The organism is Streptomyces sp. NBC_00513 (assembly GCF_041431415.1).
Taxonomy (GTDB): Bacteria; Actinomycetota; Actinomycetes; order Streptomycetales; family Streptomycetaceae; genus Streptomyces.
The window spans coordinates 1,326,614-1,347,282 of record NZ_CP107845.1 but is presented as its reverse complement, the minus strand read 5'-3'; the positions used below and the strand labels follow the sequence as shown (position 1 = coordinate 1,347,282).

Genomic DNA, 20,669 nt, shown 5'->3' with positions numbered 1-20,669 from the left:
CCGCATGAGCACCGTGCGTGGGGCAAGGGAACGGGCCCGCATCGAGGTCACCGCCGCCATCAAGGACGAGGCACGCCGCATGCTCGCGGCCGAGGGCGCCGCCAAACTCTCACTGCGCGCCGTCGCCCGCGAGCTGGGCATGGTCTCCTCGGCCCTGTACCGCTACTTCCCCAGCCGGGACGAGCTGCTCACCGCGCTGATCGTCGACGCGTACGACAGCGTCGGCGCGGCGGCGGAACGGGCCGAGGCCGCTGCCCGCGCCGAAGGCGCCCCGCCCCGGGCGCGCTGGCTCGCGATCTGCGAGGCCTTCCGGTCCTGGGCGCTCGCGCACCCGCACGAGTACGCGCTGATCTACGGTTCCCCCGTTCCCGGCTACAGCGCCCCCCTCGACACCGTCGGCCCCGCGTCCCGGGTGGGCAACACCCTCATCGCCGTGGTGCGTACCGCGTACGAGGGGCGGGGCCTCGCCCTGCCGCCGCTGCCCGACAGCCTGCGCCCGGAGGCCGTCCGGATGACCGCCGACTTCGCCGAAGGGTTGCCCCCGGAAGTCACCGCCGCCCTGGTCGTCGCCTGGGCGCAGCTCGCCGGGATGGTCTCCTTCGAGTTGTTCGGCCAGTTCAACCGGGTGGTCGAGGACCGCGCCGGACTCTTCACGCACGTCGCCGGGCAGCTGGCGCAAGGGGTCGGACTGCCCGCGGTGTGACGTCCGCCGCGCGATACCGCTCGTGTCGGTAGCCCCGACCCGCCACGACGCCGTCCGGCCCGCCCCCGAGCCGCCCAATCCGCCCCCCCAGCCGCCCAATCCGCCGCCCCCGACCGGCCCGACCCGCCGCCCCCGATCGGCCACCCGCCCGCCACCCCGCCCCGTCCGCCCGCCGCCCCGCCCCGTACGAGCCGCCCCTCCCGACCCGTCCGCCCCCCACCCCGACCCGCCCAACCCGCCGCCCCCCCTCGGCCACCCGCCCACCCCCCTACGCGCCGCCCTTCGCCCCGCGGCCGGTGTGGGCGCGCGTCACGTACCGCCGGGAGGCCACGGTGACGGCGACGGAGACCGCGGCGATCATCGTGATGGTGGTGCCCGGTGTGAGGTGTTGGGCGATGCCGCCGGCGATCGCGGCCCCGATGCCCTGCCAGGTCATCCGGCCGGCGGACTCGACTCCCTGGACCTGGCCGCGGACCGGGGCGGGCGTCAGTCGGAGGAGCTGCTCCTGTAGGGGGAGGGTCGCGGCGAACCCGGTACCCGCGACGAACACGGCGGCCGTCATGGCCAGTACGGGCGGGTGGAACGCGAACAGCAGGTAGGGGACGGCGAGCAGCAGCCGCAGTGCGAACGCGTACCGCCGTCGCCGCTCGGCGGTGAGCAGGCGGCCGACGGCCAGGTCGCCGAGCAGCATCCCGGCCGAACCCGCGGCCAGGAGAGCGCCGGCCTGGTCCGGGGCGTAGGAGATGAACAGCGCCTCGCAGCCGACGATCAGGCCGTTGGGGACCCACAGGTTCAGCAGCAGCGCCCGCCGGCCGGGGTGGGAGAACAGCTCGACGTTCGTGTTCCAGGTCTGACGCGGTCCCGGTCGCCGGGTCGGACGGATCGAGTGCTCCCGGACGGTGGCCGCCACCACGACGAGGGCGATGCCGGTCAAGGCCGCGGCGACGAGGAACACGCCGTGCGGAGTCAGGCGCCTCAGCAGCGCGGCGCCGAGGGCGTAGCCGAGGATCGCCATGCCACCGGAGGTGATGTTCATGAGGGAACGCGCCGTCGCGTAGGAAGCGACCGGCACGATCTCGGTGAGCAGCCCCATCCTGGTACCGGTCCCGAGGGACTGGAAGAACCCCAGCGTCAACAGCAACCCGAACCGGGCCGGCAAGGGGAGCCCGGGTATCGCCTGGGCGGCGACACCCGCCAACGAGAGGCACTGGAGCGTGACCAGGGTGCGGCGCGGGCGATGTCCGTCCGCGACCGACATCAGGGTCAGCGCGCCGAGTACCGCCGCGAACGTCGCTCCGTACATGCTCACGGCCGTCAGGAACGGGGAGTGGGTGCGGTCGTGGACCAGAGTGCCGAGTGCGAATCCGGACAGGGTGCTCGCCGCGACCGTGAGGGTGAAGCCGGCGTACAGGCCGGCGAACTCGCGGTCGCGGAGCAGGAATCGGTAGCCGGCCGTGGCGGGCGCCGTGGGGCGGGTGGTGTGAGAAGGCATGAAAAAAGCCTCCGAACGCCCGGGTTCGGGGCGCTGAAGGCCAACGTGATCATTCTAGCACCCCGCCTGGTCTCGCTCCTTGGGCTTCCTCGGGGTGGAGGTGACGGCGCCCGGCGCCGTGACTCGTGTCGGGCCATCGCTAATCTGTGGCCGGTGAATCTTTCCCTGAAGCGCAGACGTTTCTTCAGTTTTCTCGCGGGAGCGGCAGTGGTCGCCTCCTCGCTCGTTTCGATTCAGCCGGCGCGGGCCGATCCGGTCCAGAGCGCCGCGCGAGCGGGGGAGTTCTCCCTCACTCGCGTGGGTTCCGACAACTCGGGTCTCATCGCCTCGTTGGAGAGCGCCAGGATCGTCCGAAAGGCCGACTACACGGAGGTCCTCGGTGACAAGACCGGCAGGCCGGGGCTGTGCCACGGGCACGGTCTGAACGGCACTCTGTCGTACGACGGTTTCTGCTGGGACAACGAGGACGACCTCACCAAGCCCAGCCTGCCCGGCGGCGGATGGACACCCCAGGGCTTCGCCGGATCGCACGCCGCCTATCCCGACGGCACCTACAAGGGCCGCCGGTCCCTCTACGCGGCGACCTGGTACCACGCCACGAGCTACGAGGAGCCGGTCAAGGACCTCTACGGTCGGATCAGCCTGGTGGAAGCCACCAACAGCCAGGTCAGATACGGCCACCTGGCACTGGTCGAGCCCGTCGAGGGGGGCTTCAAGAAGCTCCAGCACAAGATCCACGCCGACGGTGTCGCCTGGTACCGGAACTGGCTGCTCGTGGCCAACGGCACCGAACTCCAGGTCTACGACCTGCGGCACGTCTGGCGCATGACGTCGACGGGCAGCGGCACGGGGGTGGTGTCGGGGCAGAGTTCGGCTTTCGGCCACACCTGGGCCCTGCCCCTCGTCGCGCGCTACGCCACCACCGGCGCCACCATCGGCAACCCCCGCGCGTGCGGACTCGCCACCGCCGGGCAGCCGTTGTGTCTGAGCACGGTGAGCGTGGACCGCAGTGAGGCCGATGTTCCTTCCCTGCTCTCGGCCGAGAACAAGGAAGGCGGAGACGCCCGTGTCGTCCGCTGGCCGCTGACCTCGTTCGGTGAGGACTCCCTGCCCGACCAGGTCGCGTCCAGCTCCGATTTCAGAACGGCGGTCTGGGCCGTCCAGGGAATCGCCAGGGACGGCAAGTACTACTACTTCTCCGGTAGTTGTCCGAGGACCTGGCCCGGTTGGACGGAGCAGAAGAACAAGGACGGGTCCGTGGCCTGGGTCAACACCATGTACTCCTGTATCCACGTGTACAACACGGCCACGCAGGTGACACAGGTGCTTTCCCAAGCCCCGTTCCTGACCCAGGGCCTCTCGTTCGATCCGCAGGCCCGGCGGTTGTGGGGGATGAACGAGGCGTACAACGGCGCGCGGGTCGTCTTCTCCCTCGCCCCGTACGCCGGGAACATGCAGGACGGCGGATGGGGATGGCTCTCCAACCACAACCGGCCCGGATTCGTCTGTGCGACCCCGCAGGGCAACGCGACGGCCAACGGAACTCCCGTGACCGTGTGGCCCTGCAACGGGTCGGAAATGCAGCGCTGGGCCCACAAGGACGGCCTGCTGGTCCACAAGGAGAGCGGCAAGTGCCTGACACCGCAGGGCAATGCGGCCGGCGCCAATGGCACACTGCTCACCCTGTGGACGTGTAACGCCGACAGTGACGTCCAGCGATTCGCCGGCTCCGCCGGCGGCTTCGTCAACAACTGGGGGAAGGCGATCACGCCGAAGGGCAATTCCTTCGAAAGCGGTGTCTGGCTCACCCTCTGGACCAGGGACGTCCCGCCGCCCGACCCGGTGGGGGAGCAGATCGGCGAGGGCGACGTGCAGGAATGGACGGTGAGGGGTTTCCTCGACGCGCCGTGACGGCGCGGTCCGGGAGCCGGGATCACGGGCGGAAGGGCTTGTCTGAATCTGACGGAGATTCACATGATGAGGTGAAGGATCGTTTTTCTGTTCCTCATGCGAAAGCGGTTGGTTCGGCTTTCACGAACCGTCCGTCCGTCTAGTGTTCGTCGGGTCCCGCCCACTGCCACCGGAGGAACAGCCATGGCCCGCGCACGTGCCGGCAAGGCCCTGCTCGCCGTCATGGCCACCCTCCTCCTCGCGGCCCCGGCGCCGGCCGTGACCGCCTCCGCGGACAGCGCCGGCCGCGGGCCGGCGGCTCGCAGACCCGCGCCGGCCCCGTCGCCCACCACGCCCCCCGTACCCCGGCCGCCCGGGGTCCGGGGGCTGGAGGTCGGCGTTCCCGCGTACGTGTGGGCCGACGACCCGATGTTGAACGACCTCACCGCCACCGGCCCGGCCGCCTCGCTGGTCGTCCTGAACCCCGGCAACGGCGACTCCCCCTTCGACACCCCGTGGCGGGACCGGGCCGACGCCCTGCGCGGCGGCACCACCTCCACCGGCGAGCGGACCAAGGTGCTCGGCTACGTCCACACCGACCACGGAAACCGGGACATCGCCGCCGTCAAGGCCTCCGTGGACAACTACCTCAAGACCCCCGACGGCCGACTGCACGTGGACGGGATCTTCTTCGACGTCGTCAGCCGCGACTGCGGTCCGGACAACGCCACCCGCGACCACTACGCCGAACTGCGCCGCTACGTCCGGGAGACGATGGACGCCGTCGACCCGGCCGCCCCCGACCTCGTCGTCAACAACCCGGGCACCGCCATCGCCGACTGCTACCTGGAGCCCGGCCGCCGCACCGCCGACGTCTTCGTCACGTACGAGGACACCTACGCCGCCTACACCTCAGGGGGTTGGCTCGGCGGGAACGTCTTCAACGAGGCGACCGGCTACCGCGCCGGCGCCGAACTCGACCCGACCGGAACCTCGTTCTGGCACCTCGTCCACGACGTTCCCGACGCCCCCGCCATGCGCACCACGCTGCGTACCGCCTTCGAACGCGGCGCCGGTTACGCCTACGCCACCAACACGGTCATGCCCAACCCGTGGAACACCGGGCCGACGTGGAAGTACCGCAGCCAGACCACGTACGCCGCCACCGTGGGCTGAACCGCGTTCCTCGCGGGCGCACTGCCCGGGCGGGCACGGCACTTGGCGGTGGCGATGGCCACGTGGGTGGCGGTCGCCGTCATCGCGGTGGCCCTGGTGCCGGAGTGGTTCGTGTGGGCGATCCGGTTCGTGGGTCTGGTGCTCGCCGCCGTCGCTCCCTGGTGCGCGGGACGGTTCGTGCGCCGCTACCGAGCCCTCGTGCGGGCCGGCTGGGAGCATGCCGCACGTCTGGAGCGGGAACGGGGTCTCGTCGCCGAGCAGGCGCGCCTGCGCGAACGTCTCTAGCGGCCGTCGTTCTCCGGGCGGCGGGCGAAGCGCCACAGGAGATGCGTGACGCGGAGAACGAACACCACGGCGGCCAGGATCCCGCCCGCGACGGCCAGGACGCGGTGTGCGGCGCCGGACAGGTCGAAGACCGGCGCGGGTCCGAACACCGCCGCGAAGACCAGACAGGCCGCGAGGCCCGCGCTGACGAAGGCGTAGCCGATCTCGATGGTGATCGCGTCCCGATCGGCCTGTGTGCGTCGCTCCATAGGGGCAGTGTCCAGTGCCCTTCGGGCCGTCACAAGGGCTTCTTCGAGACGCCGTTCGGCGCGGCCACCCGCCGACGGCTCCCGCCGAAGACCCCTGCCCACCGCCCCGCCCCACCCCCGCCCCGCCCGCTGTCGGGCACCGCGTGGGCGAGGGGACCGGTCCGCCGTGACAATGGGAGACATGCATGGGGAACTCTTCCCGCGCGAGCGGACCGAGATCGCACCCGGCGCCGTGCACGTGCCCGACTGGCTCGGCCCCGACCGGCAGCGGGAACTGCTCGCGGACTGCCGGGAATGGGCACGCCCGCCCGCCGGGCTGCGCACCGTGCACACCCCCGGCGGCGGCACGATGACCGCCCGGCAGGTGTGCCTGGGCCTGCACTGGTACCCGTACGGATATGCCCGCACCGCCGTCGACGGCGACGGGGCGCCGGTCAAACCGATGCCCGCCCGGCTCGCCGCACTCGGGCGCGCCGCCGTGGCCGCGGCGTACGGGGAGACCGACCCGCTCGGGCACGGCGACGGGGAGCAGCCCGCCGGGCGGTGCGGCCCGTACCCCTCGTACGGTTGGCAGGGCGACGAGGTCTACGACATCACGCTGATCAACTTCTACGACGGGGACTCCCGCATGGGCATGCACCGCGACGCCGAAGAGCGGTCCGGGGCGCCCGTCGTCTCGCTCAGCCTCGGTGACTCCTGCCTCTTCCGCTTCGGGAACACCGCCTCGCGCGGACGGCCGTACCGGGACGTCGAGCTGCGCAGCGGGGACCTGTTCGTCTTCGGCGGCCCGAGCCGACTGGCCCACCACGGCGTGCCGAAGGTCCTGCCCGGCACGGGGCCGCAGGACCTCGGCCTGAGCGGTCGGCTGAACATCACACTGCGGGTCGGCGGCCTCGACCCGTGAGCGGCCTCGGGCGCCTCCCGATCATGCGAGGATCGCTGTCATGAACGGCAACGGGGCCCCGCCGCGGGTGGGGGATGCGTCCACGGTGTCCGCGGCGTCCGCGAGGACCAGGCTGGAGCGGGGGCGCGGCGCACTCGGTCCGGCGCTGGAGCTCGTGCACACCGGCCGGGCCCCCACCCGCGCGGTCCTCACCGCGGAGCTGGGTGTCACCCGCGCCACCGCCGGGGCCGTCGCCGCCGAACTGGAAGCGCTCGGACTCATCCGCGTCGACTCCCGTCCCGGGGGCGCGGGCGGCGCGCAGGGCCGGCCCTCGCACCGGCTCTCCATCGACGAGAACGGGCCCGTGGCGCTGGCCGCGCAGGTCCACCCCGACGGGTTCCGAGCCGCGCTGGTCGGCCTCGGTGGGCGGATCGTGGCCACCGCACCCGGCAAGGTCACCGTCTCCGCCGACCCCGCGCAGGTGCTGGGCGCCGTCGTCGAGGCGGGCGCCGCGCTGCTCGCCGAGTCCGGGCTGCGGTGCGTCGGCGCGGGCCTCGCGGTCCCCTCGGCGGTCGCGGAGCCGGAGGGCACCGCCCTGAACCCGCTGCACCTGGCCTGGCCGGCCGGTTCGCCCGTACGGGCCATCTTCGCCGAACGTGTGAAGGCCGCCGGGATCGACGGCCCCGCGCTGACCGGCAACGACGTCAACCTCGCCGCGCTCGCCGAGCACCGCCACGGCGCCGGCCGCAGCGCGCAGCACCTGCTGTGCGTGGCCACCGGTCACCGCGGGGTGGGCGGGGCACTGGTCCTGGACGGCCGCCTGCACAGCGGCAGTGCCGGACTGGCCCTGGAGGTCGGCCACCTCACGGTCAACCCCGAGGGGCGGGCCTGCCACTGCGGGAGCCGGGGGTGCCTGGACGTCGAGGCGGACCCGCTGGCCTTCCTGACGGCGGCGGGCCGCACACCCGGGCCCGAGGTGTCACTGCTCCAGCAGGCACGCGACCTGCTGCGCACCGAGTACGCCGAACCGGCCGTACGGGCGGCCGCCGAGGAGCTCATCGACCGGCTCGGCCTGGGCCTCGCGGGACTGGTCAACATCCTGAACCCGGACCGGATCATCCTGGGCGGCCTGCACCGGGAGCTGCTGTCCGCGGACCCGGAGCGGCTGCGCGCGGTGGTGGCGGACCGGAGCCTGTGGGGGCGCAGCGGCGGCGTACCGATCCTGCCGTGCACCCTGGACCACAACAGCCTGGTCGGCGCGGCGGAACTGGCGTGGCAGCCGGTGCTGGACGACCCGCTGGGGGCACTGGGCGCGGCGGCCTGAGGGGCCGGAACACCCGGTCCTGTCGACTCGTTCCGGCCGTCGACTCGTTCCGCCTGTCGTCCGGCTCCTGCTGTCGTCCGGCCCCGGACCCGACTGTCGGATGGCTCCGGCTGTCAACCGGACTCGGCGCCGACGGCCACCGGCGCCGACCCCGCATCAGCCGGGGCCGCCGCCATGGACGCCGGCAGCGAAGCCGACACCGGCACGCTCGTGATCACGGCCGCGGGCTCCACGGCGACCGACACGACCGGGGCGGGCTCGCGCACGGGCTTGGTGGGGATCCGGACCGTACGGGTCGGCGCGGTCATGGCGGGGGCCGCCCGCATCGAGAACCACACCACCTTGCCCGTGCCGCCGTCCGTCCGCTCCCGCGCCCCCCACGCCTCGCTGACCGCCTCGACGAGCGCCAGCCCGCGTCCGCAGGTCTCCAGCTCCTCCAGGTCCCCGGCCGCCCGCAGGACGGGCAGGCGCGGATCACTGTCGGCCACGGAGACGGTGAGGCGTCCGAGACGCAGCTCGATCTCCACCGTGCAGACCTTGCTCGGCTGCGCGTGGCGGTGGACGTTGCCGAGCAGCTCCGTCACGCCGAGCGCAGCCCGGTCTATGAGCGGATCGAGCTGCCAGTGGCGCAGTTGAGCGGAAACGATGCGGCGGACCTGGCCGATCCGCGAGGGCAGGGCCTGCAGTTCGACGACGCAGTGCCTGCGGGAATGACTGATCACGGCTGCGACTCCCCGACATGAGTGTTACGGGTGCTGCACCCTCGGTAATGCTCCACCAGGGTCACCCACACCACCCCGCTGTGCAACCGAACGAGCACGACGGGCGCTCCGGGGACCCGCCGGCGGGGCCCTTAAAGCGATTCGCATGGAGACCCAAAGAAAGTGTTTGCGCAGGTGAGGGAGGTACATTGCGAAGGAGGGGACCACGGAAGGCACGAAGGAGCACGGCGCATGAGCACCATACGCACGACGGCCACGACCGATGACGTCGACCGCAGTGACGCGGACTACCGCGCCTGGCTGAAAGAAGCCGTACGGAAGGTGCAGGCGGACGCCAACCGGTCCGCCGACACCCACCTGTTGCGCTTTCCGCTCCCCGAGGAGTGGGGCATCGACCTGTACCTCAAGGACGAGTCCACGCACCCGACGGGCTCGCTCAAGCACCGCCTCGCCCGGTCCCTGTTCCTGTACGCGCTGTGCAACGGCTGGATCCGCCCCGGCCGCCCGGTCATCGAGGCCTCGTCCGGTTCCACGGCCGTGTCGGAGGCGTACTTCGCCAAGCTGATCGGTGTCCCGTTCATCGCCGTGATGCCGCGCACGACCAGCCCGGAGAAGTGTCGGCTGATCGAGTTCCACGGCGGCGAGTGCCACTACGTGGACAACTCGATGAAGATGTACGAGGAGTCCGCGGAGCTGGCGGCGCGGACCGGCGGGCACTACATGGACCAGTTCACCTACGCCGAACGGGCGACGGACTGGCGGGGCAACAACAACATCGCAGAATCGATTTACCAGCAGTTGCGACTGGAGCGGTACCCCGAGCCCACCTGGATCGTCGCCACGGCCGGCACCGGCGGCACCTCCGCGACCATCGCGCGCTACGTGCACTACATGCAGCACGACACCCGGATCTGTGTGCCCGACCCGGAGAACTCCTGCTTCTTCGACGGTTGGACCCGCCACGACCCGCACGCGAGCAGCGACTGCGGCTCCCGCATCGAGGGCATCGGCCGTCCCCGGATGGAGCCGAGCTTCGTGCCGGGGGCCATCGACCGCATGATGAAGGTGCCGGACGCGGCGAGCGTCGCGGGCTGCCGGGCCCTGGAACGGGCCATCGGACGCAAGGCCGGCGGCTCGACCGGCACCGGCCTGTGGAGCGCCCTGAAGATCGTCTCGGAGATGGTGGCGGAAGGCCGGACGGGCAGTGTCGTCACGCTGCTCTGCGACCCGGGCGACCGCTATCTGGACAAGTACTACTCGAACGCCTGGCTGGCCGAACAAGGCCTGGACATCACCCCGTACGAGCAGACCATCGACACGCTGCTCACGACCGGCGTCTGGCGGGAACCGACGGGCTGACGCCGGGGCGGCGCCCGCCCCGGCGGACCCGTGCCCCCGGCGGGGACCGGTCGGCCACGCGAGGCGTCCCGGCCTCAGCGACCCGCGCCGCTCCGGCCCGTGAGCCGGGCGTCGAGGGCGCGTACCGCCGACCGGAACGCGCGGTCGAGCCCGGGGCGGGCGGCTTTCAGGGCCACGCGGAACGGGGCCGGCCCGTCCGCCGCGAAGGTCCACCGGATCAGGGTCCCGGAGGACGCCCGCGGTCCCGCGGCCGACAGCAGCCACTCCTCCAACAGGGCGTGCAGGCCCGGCGCGTTGGTCTCGTCCGCCCGGTACGCGTACCGCCGCTCCGGCTCCGCCGCCATGATCGTCTCGCGGAACCGGACCCCGCCCGTCAGCCGGACCTCGCGGCCGGCCCCGCCCTCCGTCGGCCGGGCCAGGGTGACCGCCCGGAACCAGTCGGGCCAGCCCGTCACCTCCTCCGCGAGCGCCCGGTACACGGCCTCCGGCGTCGCCGCCGCACGCGCCGTGAAGACCAGACGGACCGGGGCGACCTCGATGAAGTCCAGCCCCACCGGGCGAAGTCGGCGAGCCATGGCGGTACCTCCTGAGTACGAAGAGGGAACACGTGTGCGCGCCACCCTAGCCGGCGTGCCGTCAGAAGTCCCCGATGGGCGATTTTTCACGCGAACGGAGGCCTGGGCAGCGGGTCCGCAGGGCGGGATCCTGGTCAGGGGCCGATACCGCCCCGCGAGCGGAGGCCGCCGTGCCGGACCACCCCACAGCCCCACCCTCCCCGTACCGACCCCCTGCCACCCCCTTCCCCCTCGCCCTGGAACTGCTGGTCCACGGCGTCGCCGGCGCACCCCCCGGCGAACTCCTCGGAGACCCGCGCACCGTCCGCATCACCGGGGACTCCACCGCCGCGGTGTTCCGACGCGCCGAGGACACCGACGCCGAGGCCCACCCCGAGCGGTACGTCGGTCGACCCGTGCCCGAGGCCTACTGCTGGTCGCGACTCACCTCCGGCAACGGCGCCCGCGCCCTGTGGCTGCTGCTCCTGCCGTTCATGGTGGCCAACCTGGCCCACTGGGCCCGGCCGGCCGCACCCGCCACCGGCCGCTCGCCCCGTGCGGTGCGCGCGTACGGACTCCTCGTACGGCTCCTCGCGCTCAGCCTCACCGTGCTGCTGATCGCCGCCGCGTGCGAGGTCGCACTCGACCTGGTCGCCTGGCAGTGCGCGGGGTCCGGCGGCTGCGCGAACCAACTGCCCTTCCCGCGCGCCGACGGCCCCTGGGGCCAGCCCGGACGCCGCCTCGCGCTCGGCGCGCTGCTCCCGGCCGCACTGACCGGGCTGCTCTGGTACCTCTCCGACCGCACCTGGAGCGCCTACGAGTCCCAGCCGCCCCCCGCCGGCGCCGCCGAGCCCGACAACCCCGAGGACGACACCCCCGCACTCGGCCGGCCCGGATTCTGGTACGGGCGCCGCCTCGTGGCCCGACTGCGCGCCGCCCACACCGCCGCCGGACTGCTCACCGTCGCGGTGGCCGTCGCCGTGCCCGCCGCCGCGTACGACCGCCGCGCCGGGACCCCCGTCCTCGAAGCCACCGGCTGGGTGCTCCAGGTCCTGCTCGCCGGCACGGCCCTCTGCGTGGTCTGCGTGGTCTGCCGGCGCGGCCGCACCGAGGCACGCCCCGACCACCGGCTCGACCGGGCCGCCGTGGCCCTGCTGCCGCGCGGCGCCCTCGGACTGCTCGGCGCCGTCCTGGTGTACGCGTCCTGGTCACGATCCGGCTGGACCTCCGCGGGGCGGCTGCCCGGAGACTTCGCGTTCGGGGCGCTGATGCTCGGCCAGGGCTGCTGCGCCCTCGCCCTGGCCGTCGTCGCCCGCCGCCTCCACCGGGCTGCCCCCGACCCCGCGGCGGCCCTGCGGGGCCTCGGCGGTCCGGCCGTGGCCATGCTCGGGTGCGCCCTCGGCGGGGTCATGTCCGGCGGCGTCGCCCAACGCGTCGCCGACTGGCTGGACGGCGGAGACACCCCGGGCATGGCCGGAGCCACCCTGCCCGGGCCGCCCGTACTGCTGTCCTGGCAGGCCGCCGTGCTGCCGCCCCTGCTGCTCGTCCTCGCCCTGCTCGCCGCCTGGTTCGCCGTGCGCGGGGCCCTCACGACGCGCCGGCTGGCGGTCACCGTCGCCGCCGAGTACCCCGACGAGCCCGCCGACCCGGCGCGCAGCCGCCGGATCGCCGGCGCCCGGGCGGCCGCCGCCCTCACCGACTCCGCGCCCTGGTTCGTGGCGGCCGTCTCCGGCATAACGCTCCTGCTCGGCGCGGGCGCCCTGGCCGGGGCCTGGATCAGCGAGCAGGTCCCCGGCGAGGCGGCCCGGGGCAGCCACCCCGCGGTGGAAGCCGCCGCCCGCACCGCCCAGGACACCGGTTCCTGGCTGATCGGTTTCGGCTTCGTCCTGTTCGTCACCTGGGGCCGGCGCGCCTACCGGGACCCGGCCGCCCGCCGCACCATAGGGATCCTGTGGGACGTGGGAACCTTCTGGCCGCGCGCCGCCCACCCGTTCGCGCCGCCCTGCTACGCCGAGCGGGCCGTACCGGACCTGACCTGGCGGATGACCGCCTGGACCGGGCTCACCGGTGGCCGCCTGGTCATCTCGGGTCACTCACAGGGCAGTGTCCTCGCGGCCGCCGCCGTCTGGCAGTTGCCGCCGGACGTCCGAGGCCGGGTCGCGCTGCTGACCTACGGATCCCCGCTGGCCCGGCTCTACGGACGCTGGTTCCCCGCCTACTTCGGCCCCGGACCCCTCACCGCCCTCCACCGGGACCTGGACTGCTGGCGCAACCTGTGGCGGGCCACCGATCCCATCGGCGGCCCGGTCGGGGCCTGCCCCGACAAGGACGTGGACCGGGGCCCGCTCGTCGATCCGCTCGCCTACGGGCGCAGCGAACTCCACCCGCTTCCCGCGCCGATCCTCGGACACTCCGACTACCAGGCCGACCCGGCGTTCGCCGCCGAACGGGACAGGCTGCTCGCCCGCCTGGCCGTCATGACGGGGGCCGACGCGGCCGACGTCCCGCAGCAGAGACCGGGAAACCGGCTCGACCGGTGAGCGGATGCCACGAACGCACCCGATGCCACGAACGAATCAGAAGCCACGAACGCACCCGATGCCGCGAACGCACCCGACGTCGCGAACGCACCCGACGTCGCGAACCGGCGACCGCCGACCCGTCTCAGAGCGTCCCGGCCGGCAGCGCGGCCGTCGGCCCCGGCAGCACCGGAAGGTCCTCCGGGAAGAGCAGGGTCAGCTCGTCGGTCCCCGGATCGGCGAGCTGCGCCACCCGCCCGGCGTGCCGCTCGACCATCGCCTCGAAGGTCTGGCGCGCGGTGCGGCCGTTGCCGAAGGCAGGCCCCTTGGGAAGGTCCGTGAAGTACGCCAACAGGGCCTTCGGGGTGCCCTCGCCCAGCCGGTACTCGTGCTCCTCCGCCTGCTGCTCCACGATCCGCAGCAGTTCCTCGGGCCCGTAGTCGCCGAAGGTGATGGTGCGGGAGAACCGCGAGGCGACACCCGGATTCACGGTCAGGAACCGGTCCATCTCCGCGGTGTAGCCGGCGACGATCACCACCACCGCGTCACGGTGGTCCTCCATCAGCTTCACCAGCGTGTCGATCGCCTCGCGCCCGAAGTCCCGCCCCGAGTCCTCCGGGGCCAGCGCGTACGCCTCGTCGATGAACAGCACCCCGCCGCGCGCCCGGTCGAACGCCTCCTGGGTACGGATCGCCGTCGACCCGATGTGCTCGCCGACCAGGTCCACCCGGGACACCTCGACCAGGTGACCCCGCTCCAACACCCCGAGCGAGGCGAGGATCTCCCCGTAGAGACGGGCCACGGTCGTCTTCCCCGTACCGGGGGAGCCGGTGAAGACCAGGTGCCGGCGCACCGAGGCGGCCTTGAGGCCCGCCTGCTGCCGTCGGCGACCGACCTCGATCATGTCGGTGAGGGCGCGCACCTCGCGCTTGACGCTGTCCAGGCCCACCAGCGCGTCCAGGTGGCCCAACACCTCGCCCGACCCGCGGGCCGGCGTCGCCCGCTCCGCCTCGGGCTCGCCGGACCGGGCCGGCGGCACGTCCGCCGCCCGCGCCGCCGGGCTCTGGTCCGCCACGAGGGTACGGATCCCCGCCTGCGCCCCGCCCGCCCCGCCGACCGCGGCCGACTGGGCGGCGAGCCGCGGCCCGGACTCGTCGCTCGTGCAGTCCTCGGTCACCGGGCCGTCCTCCGCGAACTCGTAGCCGCCGCGCGCGCAGCGCTCGGTGTGGCACTTCGCGAGGGTGGTGCGCGAGCCGTCGATGACATGGAAACCGAAGCCGGAACTGCCGCTCACCCGGCAGGCCGTGAAAGTCCCTCGACCGCCCGCCGACACATAGAACCCCGCCTCCGTGGGGGAAGTGACCGTGCACCGCTCCAACACCGGGTCGGCGCCCTTGGTGACGATCACACCCGTCTGTACCGAGTCGACGGTGCAGTTGGCGAGGGTGCCGCCGCTGCCGTGGTCGCGGAACCAGGCCCCGGTCGCCGCCTCCCGGATCCGGCAGTCGTCCAACTGCGCCGTCGCCCCGTCGCTCACCGAGACGGCGGTGTTGCGGACCTGGGAGAGATCACTGTCGACGACGTCGACACGGGAGCCCCGGTCCAGGACGAACAGCGCGTCCGGCACGTCGTGCACCCGGCAGGAGTCCAACGAGGCCGTGGCCCCGTCGCTGACCCACACCGCCGGATAGTCGCCGGTGCTGTCGTGGATCTCGCAGGACTCGGCGACCACCCGGGTCCCCGGATCCCACACCGACAGGCCGTTGCGACCGAAGCGCCGCACGGTGGTGCGGCTGAGCGTCAGCACCGAACGGGAGCGCAGATCGACCGCGTTCTCCGGGATGTCGTGGATGTCACAGCCGGCGAGCGTGAGCACCGCGTCCGTGTCGAGGGTGACCCCGTCGGCCGAGGTGCGGTGCACCGAGGAGTCGGTGAGCCGGGCGGTGGCCCGCGCCGCGACCTGGACACCGGCACCCTTGATCTCGTACACCTCGCAGCCCAGCGCCTCCAGGCCGGAGCCCTCGCCGGTGACGCCGATGCCCGCGCCCGTGGCGTGGTGGATGCGGCAGCGTTCCAGACGCGGTCGCGCGCCACCGCGCACCGACACCCCGGTCTGGCCCGCGGCCACGACCTCGCACTCCTCGAACACCCCGCCGCCGCCGTCGAGCACGGCGATGCCGACCCCGGTGGGATTCTCCACCGTGCAACGGCGCACCAGCGGCCGGGCCCCGCTGCCGCGCACCTCGATGCCGGCCGCCGAGCGGGTGTTGACGCGCAGGTCGGTCAACTCGGGGGAGCCGTCCTCCACGAGCAGCGCGGGCGCCGCCCGGTCCTGGCCCTCCAGGTACAGGTCCTGGATCACGGCGGAGGCGCGCACGGTCAGCGCCACCCCGTCGAGCGGGGCGATCCGTACCGAACCCACCCCGCCCTCCAGGCCGCGCAGCGTCACGGCGTGTTCCAGGACCAGGTTCTCGCGGTAGGTGCCGGGGCCGATGGAGAGGACGTCCCCGTCGCCCGCGACCGCGAGCGCGGCGCTCAGTGTCGGATACTCACCGGAGCGGCGGCGCCACCGCGAAGCCCCGCCGTGTGTCACCTGGACCGTGCCCTGAGCCATGGTGCTGTCGTGCCCCCACCCTCGTATTCGCGGTAATCCCGCTGCCGAAGCGACTGACGTCAGCGACTGACGCCACCGAGGCAGCTCAAAGAGATCGAAGTGCCTGGAGCGGCTGAACCACCCGGACCACCGTAGCGCGCGCGGGGCCGATGAGTTGCCAGGTCAGCTGCCCGCACCCGCCCGGCCCCAGTCCGAGCCGGCCGCCGCCCACGCACGGTCCAGACGCGAGTACCGCCGATGCATGAGCCGGCGTACGACCAGACGCCGGACCGTCTCCACCAGGGCGGCCAGGCCCAGGGCGGCGGCGAGACCGGCCATCGTCGCGTGGAAGGACGCCGCCGACGGGTCGAGCGGGCGGCCCACCAGCCGCCCCCCGGAGTCGGTCCACATCCGGAATCTGTCCCCGGGACGCGGTGGCTCCTCGGCGGCCGGCACCGTCCCCTGACGGCTGGTGCCGTCGGGCGCGATCCAGGAGGCCACGACCTGAGTCCGTGCCGGGGTCTGCCGGTCGGCCGTCGGATCGCTCTCCGCGCCGGCGGGCGGGTCCGGAGCCGTGCGGAGCACCACCGCCGGCACCAGTTGCCGCTCCTGCCGCTGTTCGCTCGCGGCGCGCTGAAGGGTGCCGTCCACCTGGAGTCCCGTGGCCCAGCCGACGGCCGGAGCCACCAGCAGGACGCAGATCACGGCGGCGAACGCCACCCACGCCTCGAAGAGATCGGTCGGTCGGCGCAGCGGATTGCGCCGCCAACGCCACACACCCATTGCTGTCCGCACGGTCCGGCACCCCCTTGCCTCCGTCTGTCTGCGCGTCCAAGCCTCCCGCATGCCCGGTGGACGCGCATTCCGGGACGCGCGGACATGTGGTCACCCGATCCGGTGCACGTCCCCCGTGCGCCGGCCGTCCGGTGTCACCCGTCCCGAGTCATTCAACGGCCCCGCCGGGCCGGTTGGTTCCGTGGGGCGGGTCGAGCCCCTCGAAGGTGTAGTTCCGGCGGCACCGGTCCGGACGGTCACCCCGGCCCGGACGGTCACCCCGGCCCGGTCGTGGTCGGCGTGCTCACTCCAGGACGCGGACCTCGTCGCCCACGCGCACCGTGCCCAGTGCCACCGGCGCCACCTGCCGTCCGAAAGCGAGGGACTTCCCGATCCGCCGGTGTCGGGCCAGGGTCTTGAGGGGCTCCTTGCCCCGCGTCGCCGTCCGCTGGTCGGTGGTCGTGACGACGCACCGCCCGCATTCCCGCACCCCCCGGAACACGGCGGTGTCGCCCACCGCGATCCGCCGCCAGCCGTCCTCGGCCCAGGCCCCGCCACCCGCCACCACCAGGCTCGGCCGGAACCGGTTCATCGGCAGCGGCCCCTCCTCAGGATGGTCCCCGCGGGCGATCAGCTCGTTCAGGGCCTCCAGCGAGGCCAGGGTGGTGATCAACAGCGGATAGGCGTCGGCCAGGCTCACGGTCTCGCCGGGCAGCGCGTAGTCCGGGTCCACCGGGCGTCGGACGGCCGGATCGTCGAGGTGCACCAGCCGGACGGGCATCCCGAGGAAGGCGCTGAGCCAGTCGCCGGCCTCGCCGGCGGCGACCACCGTCTCGATCTTCTTGCCGAACAGCACGACCGGCTCCAGCGGCCCCGGCTCAGGCACCTCCACCGTCAGGTCCGCCATTCCGGGCGCGGACAGCACGATCCGGCCGGCCGCGAGCGGACGCGAGGAAGCCAAGGCCAGCCGGGGCTGCTGCCGTTGGGTGACGACCGAACCCTCGACGTCGACCACGGCCCAGCGGCGGTCACCGGACAGACCCCAGGGCTCCACGGCCACCTCGTCGGGAGCGATCCCCGCCACCGACTTGACGGGATGGACATGGAGCGAATGGACATACAGGGTCGGCATGAGGGCATTTTACCGGCCGCCCTCACGCGTCCCCAGGTCAGCGCCGTGCGGCGCCGATCACCCGACCTCCGGCAGGACCGGTCAGTAGCCGCGCCCCTGGTACTGGCGGCCGTACGGGTCCTCGTACGAGGTGGCCTGCACGGGTGCCTGCATCGGCCTGGGAGCCGCCGGGCGCATGGCCTCGTACCCGGTGCCCGTGGCGACCGGACGGGGCTGCTGCGGCTGCTGCTGCGCGTACACCGGACGCGAGGCGACGGGCTGCTGCTGCGGGATGTACGGCGCGGGCGCCTGCTGCAACGGCACGGGCATCTGCTGCGGTGCGGACTGCTGCTGGTACGGGTACCCGTACGCCGGAGCCTGCTGCTGCTGCGGTGCGGGCGGCAGGGCGGGCAGGGCGGACGGGAGGGCCGGCAGGTACCCACCGCTCGAATAACCGGCACTCGGAGAGTCGTACTGGGCCGGGACACGGATCGGCGCGATCTGCGGGGTGCCGCGTTCGGCGACGAGGGAGTCGTAGATGGGGGTGTCCGGGAAGGAGGGCGCGGAGTAGTAACCGCCGCCATAAGTGGAGCGGGGGGAGGTCATGGGACCTAAGTTAAGCCCACGACTTCACCGGGTCCATAGCGAGGTGTGACCAACACCGCCCTGACCTGCATATTCGCAGGTCAGAGCCACAGGCTTCACTTCACCTCCGCGTGCACGATTCGCCACTTCCGCCCCGACTTGCTGCTACTCGTACCGACCGGTTGTGCGGTGCACCCATGTGGTGCTGACGTTCCGTCACAACGCGATGACCTCGGATGACACGCTTTCAGGTGGGGCCCGGTCGGTTCAGGCGTCGGTCGGACGGGCATAGGTGCGACCTTTCCAGGCCGCCCCGCGACCCCGGTGGTGCAGGACGGCGGAGTCCACGGTCATCAGGAGGTAGAGCAGCGCCGTGAAAGGAAGCAGCGGGGCCAAGGCGGCCGACTGCCGGTAGTAGCGCAGCATCGGCAGGTAGGTGCCCGCCATCAGCAGCCAGGCGAGACCGCCCGCCCACGCCGGGGCGGGGTGCGCGGCTGCCAGTCCCACGACGAGGGCCACGGGCGGGACGAGGTAGACCACCGTCAGGCCGACCACCGCGCCGGCCAGCAGCAGCGGCTGGTGGCGCAGTTGGGTGTACGCGCTGCGCGAGACCATCCGCCACAGATCGCCCAGCGCGGGGTACGGGCGCACGCTGTCCACCCGCTCCGCCAGCCCCAACCAGATCCTGCCGCCGGACCGACGCACGGCGCGGGCGAGCGACACGTCGTCGATGACGGCCTGTCGGATGGAGTCGGGGACGCCGGCGCGTACGGCGGTCGCGGTACGGAGCAACACGCACCCGCCGGCGGCGGCGGCGGTCCGGCCGCCGGGGCGGTTGACCCACCGGAACGGGTAGAGCTGTGCGAAGAAGTACACGAAGGCGGGGACGACGAGGCGTTCCCACGGGCTCGTCACCCGCAACCGGGCCATCTGTGAGACCAGGTCGAGGTCCGCGGAGGTCGCGGCGGCGACGAGCTCGCGGAGGCTGTCGGGCTCGTGGGCGATGTCGGCGTCGGTGAGCAGGAGGAAGTCCGGCTCCGCGGTGCGGGCCGTGCGGGCCTGCCCGATGCCGTGGCGCAGGGCCCACAGTTTGCCGGTCCACCCCGGTTCCGGTTCGCCGGGGGAGAGGACCGTCAGAGCGAGCCCCGGCTGCTCGCCCGCCAGGCGCCGGGCGAGATCGGCGGTGCCATCGGTGCTGCCGTCGTCGACCAGGAAGATCTCGGCGGCACCCGGATAGTCCTGGGCGATCAGGGACGGGAGGCTGAGCGGGAGCACCCGCGCCTCGTCCCGGGCCGGGACGACGATCGCGACCGACGGCCAGTGCGCGGGGTCGGTACGCCGGGGGAGCCGGACGTCGGTGCGCCAGAACATGCCCTGGGCGAGGGCGAGCCAGAGCCAGGCGGCGAGGGAGACGTACGCGGCGGTGAGGAGGAGGCCCATGGCCGCAGTGTGTCGAAACCCGCGGTGCGTGTCGCGCACTTCGGGGCGTGGCGCCCCGCGGAGGCGGGCCCGGGACCGTCCCGGCCCGCCGGAAGGGTGCCGCGGCCGGTGTGGAGCCCGCCGCCGGGAACGGGCGCCGGGGCGGCCCCGGGCCCGGCGTCGTGGGGCGTGGAGGTCGGGTTCGAGGGGGGCGTCGATTAAGGTGACCAAGTGAAGATCGCGCTCATGGACTCGGGAATCGGCCTCCTCGCGGCGGCCGCCGCGATGCGCCGGCTGCGGCCGGACGCCGATCTGGTGCTGTCTTCGGACCCCGACGGGATGCCGTGGGGTCCGCGCACCCCCGCCGACCTCACCGGGCGGGCCCTGGACGTGGCCCGGGCCGCCGCCGCGCTCCGGCCGGACGCGCTGATCGTGGCCTGCAACACCGCGTCCGTGCACAGCCTGCCCGCCCTGCGGGCCGCGCTGGAGCCGGGTATCCCGGTCATCGGCACGGTCCCCGCGATCAAGCCGGCGGCCTCCGCCGGCGGTCGCGTGGCCATCTGGGCCACCCCCGCCACCACGGGCAGCCCCTACCAGCGCGACCTGATCCGCGCGTTCGCCGCCGGTGTCCCGGTCACCGAGGTGCCCTGCCCGGGGCTGGCCGACGCCGTGCAGTACGCCGACGAGGAAGCCGTCGCGCGCACCGTCGCCGCGGCCGCCGCGCTGACCCCGCCCGACGTCACGGACGTGGTCCTCGGCTGTACGCACTACGAGTTGGTGGAGGCGCCCATCCGGGCCGCCCTGATCGAGCGCACCGGCGGGAACGGGTTCGTGTTCCACGGGTCCGCAGAAGCCGTCGCCGGTCAGGCGCTGCGCCGCATCGGCGCCCGCCCCGAGCCGGGTCTGCCCCGCACGGGCGGTCTGACCGTGCTGCTCAGCGGACGTCCCTCGGAGCTGCCCGCCGAGGTGCTCGGCTACGCCGAGGGTCGACTCTTCGCCGGGACGGGCGCGACCGTCGGTCAGTGACAGCGC

General features: G+C 73.3%; 18 protein-coding genes. 9 read left to right on the top strand and 9 right to left on the bottom strand.

Annotated elements, in window-relative coordinates; genetic code table 11:
- The first annotated feature begins 4 nt into the window (after positions 1-4).
- Complete coding sequence (locus OHA84_RS06415; protein WP_266972721.1) at positions 5-703, top strand: TetR/AcrR family transcriptional regulator; 699 nt, start codon at positions 5-7, stop codon at positions 701-703.
- A 268-nt stretch (positions 704-971) separates the two neighbouring features.
- Here OHA84_RS06415 and OHA84_RS06410 read toward each other — a convergent pair whose 3' ends face one another.
- Positions 972-2,195 (bottom strand): MFS transporter, encoded by a 1,224-nt coding sequence (locus OHA84_RS06410; protein WP_266972723.1) that lies wholly within the window; start codon positions 2,193-2,195, stop codon positions 972-974.
- A gap of 153 nt (positions 2,196-2,348) precedes the next feature.
- Between OHA84_RS06410 and OHA84_RS06405 the strand changes: the two genes are divergently transcribed.
- The 3 genes from OHA84_RS06405 to OHA84_RS06395 all read left to right on the top strand — a co-directional run bounded on the left by OHA84_RS06405 (position 2,349) and on the right by OHA84_RS06395 (position 5,546).
- Entirely contained in the window at positions 2,349-4,106 is a 1,758-nt protein-coding gene (locus tag OHA84_RS06405) for an RICIN domain-containing protein (RefSeq protein WP_266972725.1), read from the top strand.
- Positions 4,107-4,289: 183 nt separating this feature from the next.
- On the top strand, positions 4,290-5,261 hold the full coding sequence (locus OHA84_RS06400) for a spherulation-specific family 4 protein (RefSeq protein ID WP_266972727.1): 972 nt from the start codon (positions 4,290-4,292) through the stop codon (positions 5,259-5,261).
- Between the two features lie 54 nt (positions 5,262-5,315).
- On the top strand, positions 5,316-5,546 hold the full coding sequence (locus tag OHA84_RS06395) for a hypothetical protein (RefSeq protein WP_266972729.1): 231 nt from the start codon (positions 5,316-5,318) through the stop codon (positions 5,544-5,546).
- Here the strand turns inward: OHA84_RS06395 and OHA84_RS06390 are convergent.
- Positions 5,543-5,794 carry a DUF6332 family protein gene (locus tag OHA84_RS06390; RefSeq protein WP_053681896.1) on the bottom strand — a complete coding sequence of 84 codons (252 nt, stop codon included), beginning with the start codon at positions 5,792-5,794 and terminating at the stop codon, positions 5,543-5,545. The genes OHA84_RS06395 and OHA84_RS06390 overlap by 4 nt on opposite strands.
- Positions 5,795-5,975: 181 nt before the next feature.
- On the opposite strand from OHA84_RS06390, the gene OHA84_RS06385 reads away from it, so the two are divergent.
- Entirely contained in the window at positions 5,976-6,698 is a 723-nt protein-coding gene (locus OHA84_RS06385; protein WP_266972732.1) for an alpha-ketoglutarate-dependent dioxygenase AlkB, read from the top strand.
- 40 nt (positions 6,699-6,738) lie between these two features.
- Positions 6,739-8,001, top strand: coding sequence for an ROK family protein (locus tag OHA84_RS06380; protein ID WP_053681894.1), 1,263 nt, complete (start codon positions 6,739-6,741; stop codon positions 7,999-8,001).
- A gap of 113 nt (positions 8,002-8,114) precedes the next feature.
- Here the strand turns inward: OHA84_RS06380 and OHA84_RS06375 are convergent, their stop codons facing one another.
- Positions 8,115-8,723, bottom strand: coding sequence for an ATP-binding protein (locus OHA84_RS06375; RefSeq protein ID WP_078999329.1), 609 nt, complete (start codon positions 8,721-8,723; stop codon positions 8,115-8,117).
- A gap of 231 nt (positions 8,724-8,954) precedes the next feature.
- Between OHA84_RS06375 and OHA84_RS06370 the strand changes: the two genes are divergently transcribed.
- Positions 8,955-10,082, top strand: a complete 1,128-nt coding sequence (locus tag OHA84_RS06370) for a PLP-dependent cysteine synthase family protein (protein ID WP_053681893.1) — start codon at positions 8,955-8,957, stop codon at positions 10,080-10,082.
- A 74-nt stretch (positions 10,083-10,156) separates the two neighbouring features.
- Here the strand turns inward: OHA84_RS06370 and OHA84_RS06365 are convergent, their stop codons facing one another.
- Complete coding sequence (locus tag OHA84_RS06365) at positions 10,157-10,657, bottom strand: SRPBCC family protein (RefSeq protein WP_053681892.1); 501 nt, start codon at positions 10,655-10,657, stop codon at positions 10,157-10,159.
- A gap of 170 nt (positions 10,658-10,827) precedes the next feature.
- On the opposite strand from OHA84_RS06365, the gene OHA84_RS06360 reads away from it, so the two are divergent.
- Positions 10,828-13,176 (top strand): hypothetical protein, encoded by a 2,349-nt coding sequence (locus tag OHA84_RS06360; RefSeq protein WP_266972736.1) that lies wholly within the window; start codon positions 10,828-10,830, stop codon positions 13,174-13,176.
- A 124-nt stretch (positions 13,177-13,300) separates the two neighbouring features.
- Here OHA84_RS06360 and OHA84_RS06355 read toward each other — a convergent pair whose 3' ends face one another.
- The 5 genes from OHA84_RS06355 to OHA84_RS06335 form a co-directional block, all read right to left on the bottom strand.
- Entirely contained in the window at positions 13,301-15,769 is a 2,469-nt protein-coding gene (locus OHA84_RS06355) for a right-handed parallel beta-helix repeat-containing protein (RefSeq protein ID WP_053681890.1), read from the bottom strand.
- A gap of 162 nt (positions 15,770-15,931) precedes the next feature.
- Positions 15,932-16,543 carry a hypothetical protein gene (locus tag OHA84_RS06350; RefSeq protein WP_266972738.1) on the bottom strand — a complete coding sequence of 204 codons (612 nt, stop codon included), beginning with the start codon at positions 16,541-16,543 and terminating at the stop codon, positions 15,932-15,934.
- Between the two features lie 283 nt (positions 16,544-16,826).
- Positions 16,827-17,654, bottom strand: coding sequence for an MOSC domain-containing protein (locus tag OHA84_RS06345; protein ID WP_053681888.1), 828 nt, complete (start codon positions 17,652-17,654; stop codon positions 16,827-16,829).
- A gap of 81 nt (positions 17,655-17,735) precedes the next feature.
- On the bottom strand, positions 17,736-18,239 hold the full coding sequence (locus OHA84_RS06340; RefSeq protein ID WP_053681887.1) for a DUF6643 family protein: 504 nt from the start codon (positions 18,237-18,239) through the stop codon (positions 17,736-17,738).
- Between the two features lie 246 nt (positions 18,240-18,485).
- A complete protein-coding gene (locus OHA84_RS06335) occupies positions 18,486-19,658 on the bottom strand; it encodes a glycosyltransferase (protein ID WP_053681886.1) in 1,173 nt (390 codons plus the stop codon).
- Between the two features lie 210 nt (positions 19,659-19,868).
- Between OHA84_RS06335 and OHA84_RS06330 the strand changes: the two genes are divergently transcribed.
- The gene (locus OHA84_RS06330; protein ID WP_053681885.1) at positions 19,869-20,663 is read left to right on the top strand and encodes a glutamate racemase; all 795 of its coding nucleotides are present in this window, start codon (positions 19,869-19,871) and stop codon (positions 20,661-20,663) included.
- Positions 20,664-20,669: the final 6 nt, after the last annotated feature.